General features: G+C 40.8%; 3 protein-coding genes and 1 pseudogene. 3 read left to right on the plus strand and 1 reads right to left on the minus strand.

Going from position 1 to position 3,352, the window contains the following annotated elements:
- The 3 genes and pseudogenes from AACY61_RS10795 to AACY61_RS10805 all read left to right on the plus strand — a co-directional run.
- Positions 1-204, plus strand: a pseudogene (locus AACY61_RS10795) (hypothetical protein); the annotation flags it as partial.
- Between the two features lie 214 nt (positions 205-418).
- A complete protein-coding gene (locus tag AACY61_RS10800; RefSeq protein WP_339611590.1) occupies positions 419-1,009 on the plus strand; it encodes a sigma-70 family RNA polymerase sigma factor in 591 nt (196 codons plus the stop codon).
- A gap of 62 nt (positions 1,010-1,071) precedes the next feature.
- Positions 1,072-1,404, plus strand: coding sequence for a VOC family protein (locus AACY61_RS10805; RefSeq protein ID WP_339611591.1), 333 nt, complete (start codon positions 1,072-1,074; stop codon positions 1,402-1,404).
- Between the two features lie 278 nt (positions 1,405-1,682).
- Here the strand turns inward: AACY61_RS10805 and AACY61_RS10810 are convergent, their stop codons facing one another.
- Positions 1,683-3,104, minus strand: coding sequence for an FG-GAP-like repeat-containing protein (locus tag AACY61_RS10810; RefSeq protein ID WP_339611592.1), 1,422 nt, complete (start codon positions 3,102-3,104; stop codon positions 1,683-1,685).
- Between the last annotated feature and the right edge of the window lie 248 nt (positions 3,105-3,352).

Below are 3,352 nucleotides of genomic sequence, written 5' to 3' on the forward strand. Positions count from 1 at the left end.
GAGCAATGGATGGACTGGTCAAACCCTGAGGGACTTATAGAACCTGCTCCTGATGGTTTTACCTTTTTGGGCGGTGTGAACGATATGCCCCAGGGAGGCATCGGTTATTTTACTGCAACCCTTGAACCCGGAAACTATTTGCTGATAGCAGAAGTGCCCAATACCCGGGAAAAAAACATGCTAAAAAAAGTGGTGGTTTATTAAGTTGTCGTTGAATCATATCTTTAAAATAACTTTCTTTTATACAGCTCCTAAAAGATGAAGTATATTAATCCGTTTATAAAACACCAATCAATCCTGCTCAAAACTTTATACTTGAGTGGATTCATTGGGTATTAAAATATTGTTTTAACAACAACTATATACTATATTTGAATACTCTTTTTCTAAGAGTAGGATTGATTTTATACAGTAACCGTTGAACAAACAAAACGCAACCCCCACTTGTGATGTGCCTTCACTTTGGATGGATCATAAAACAGCACTTTATCACTACATCCTCAAACGGGTGAACGATCGGGAAATAGCTGAAGACATCCTTCAGGAAGTACTGCTCAAGGTGTATCACTTCTGCCTTACCAAAAGTGGGGTGTGCAATCTGCGCAGCTGGCTCTTTCAAATTGCCCAAAACACCATAACAGATGTCTACCGGCACAATCAAAAAGTCAAAACCACTGATAGCTTTCCCACCTTGGCTGAAGAAGATGAGCAACAAGCCTTTAAGGAAGCCCTTCCTTACATACTCCCTATGCTCGACTTTTTACCGGAAGCCTATGCACGTCCCCTTAAAATGGCCGACATAGACGGAATGAAACAAGCAGAGGTGGCAAAAGCTTTAGGACTTACACTCACAGCTGCCAAGTCGCGCATACAACTTGGCCGCGAACTGCTAAAAGCCGAGTTCGTCACCTGCTGTCACTTTGAAACCGACAAGAACGGAAACCTCATTTCGTTTGACATCAAGGAGAGTTGTAAGCCGCTTCAGGAACTCAAGAAAAAAAATACTTAATTTATTGCATCTTTTTAAAAGCCCTTCCGTCATGATGGTATAAACTTTAAAACAACACCATTATGAAACGATTTCACGTGCACCTCAGAGTAAAAAACCTGGAAGAAAGTATTGCTTTTTACACCGCCCTGTTCAAGACTTCTCCCACAGTGGTTAAACCCGACTATGCCAAATGGATGCTGGAAGACCCCCGCTTGAACTACGCCATCTCAACCGGTCATGAACAAACAGGCATCGAACACCTGGGCCTGGAAGCCGAAAGCGAAACTGAATTGCACGATGTCTATGAAGCCTTGCAACTAGCCAAAGGCACAGTCAGGGAAGAAGGCGAATGCACTTGTTGCTATTCAAAATCTCAAAAAAGCTGGATTTCAGACCCGCAGGGAGTTGACTGAGAAGCCTTCTATACCCACGGCAAGGCAACTGTTTATGGCGAAGGCATCAATGCACGCCCCGCGCCCGATACCATGCTCCAATGGAATGACAAGCCCACAACTCCACCAGCTGTTGTTCCTGAACCACAAAACAGCTGTGCTACTACCGCATGCAGCATTGATTAAGTCCAAATTAAAAGCCTGCTATCCTTCATTTGAAAAAAGCTGCATAGGGAATGCAGCTTTTTTTTATAATGAGTTGATTTGATAATCTAAACTGACAAGTGACCGCGATTCATCTAGTCAATCACCACCTTATACACACTCCTGCCTTCTGAAGTTTCGATGACGACGGCATAAAAACCGCTTGTCAAAGTAGAAACATCAATGGTTTTAGGGTTGCCTGTGACTTCCAGTGCCGGGATGCCCTCAACGGTATAAAATTGCACCCGGTCAATAACACCCTCATAAGCAATGTGTATAAATGCTGTTGCGGGATTGGGATACACCACAGCCCCATTGTCTTGAAAATCATCTGTATTCAAAATAGTTAGATTTTCAAACCACATTAACTCCCTGCCAGGAGATGTTGTTAAAAACAAATCTAAATCACCATCACCGTCAACATCAGCTAAGTTTAAGTTACCAGGTTTTTCAAAATGAGAATCTATTATTGATGCTTCCTCAAATGTACCGGCATTATCAATGTTTTTAATCCAAATAATGAGGTTGTTTTCAAGAAAAACCTGAGACACCAAACCCACAATATCAGGATACCCATCATTATCGATATCCTCAACTTTCACGTCTGTAACTGTACGAGAAAACCCATCAGTTTCATACAGTACTTCAAATGGGCTATAACTACCAGAACCATCGTTTTTACGCCAACCTATAGCGTCTGGGTTTGATGTGCTGCCTTGTCTTTTTTGACTCACGATATCGAGATGCCCATCACCATCCATATCAACCAACTCAAACGAATTTTCATAGAGTCCATTTAACTCGATTATGTGCTGCTCCCATTGTTGCCCGATCCCATCTAAATTTTCATACCATGCCATCCAATTTGTACTGACCATATTTGATACAATATCAAAATCACCATCCCCATCAATGTCCCCCACTCGCTGGGTTCGGGCTTGAGAAGAGGAAGAATCAACCGTATGCAATTGCCAGCTCAAGCCCTGTCCATCCAAATTTTCTGCCCAATAAAACCCTGTGCCATTTACAATCCCTATCACGACATCTATATCGCCATCCTGGTCTAAATCTACCGGCAACACATTAAAACAACTATCCAAACCATTGGCAATAATTACTTTTTCTCCAAAGTTCCCCGAACCGTCGTTGGGGTACCAGGCTACATAATCCAGGTTAAAATAAGAGACCACAATGTCGTTGATCCCATTCTGGTTTATATCAGTAATTTTAACACTATAAGCATTAGACTGGTCCAATTCGATGGGGATGGCTTCGCTAAAGGAGCCATCTCCGTCAAGGTTGCGATACCAAGCCACCAGATCGACACTCCCTATTAAAACATCAGTATGACCATCGCCATCAATATCGCCCAATTCTATGTCTCTAAATATTTTATCAGTATCAATCAGTTGTCGAGGACCAAAAAATTGTGCGGTAACAGGAAAGCAAATTAATAGAAAAAGCAAAACAATAAATGATTTGATAGGCTTATATAGTATATTGTAAAACTTATTCATTGTCTTTAATGATTATGGTTTGTTCAATAGCTCCATCGTCGTAATGTGAAAAACCCCAATTTTTGTTTGATGTCATAAAGTGAGACTCTATTTATTATTTCTCTAAATAAGTAATTATTATTGTAATCAAGTAAGTTGTTAAAACAAGCCTACCCTAGAACAACAATAAACAGTCACGAGTCCCGTGCATTACTTCATTACAATAAACTAACATCCAATGCTATAAAAAAAATAAATGATATACAACC

Source organism: uncultured Planktosalinus sp. (assembly GCF_963973675.1).
In the GTDB taxonomy this organism is placed as follows: domain Bacteria; phylum Bacteroidota; class Bacteroidia; order Flavobacteriales; family Flavobacteriaceae; genus Planktosalinus.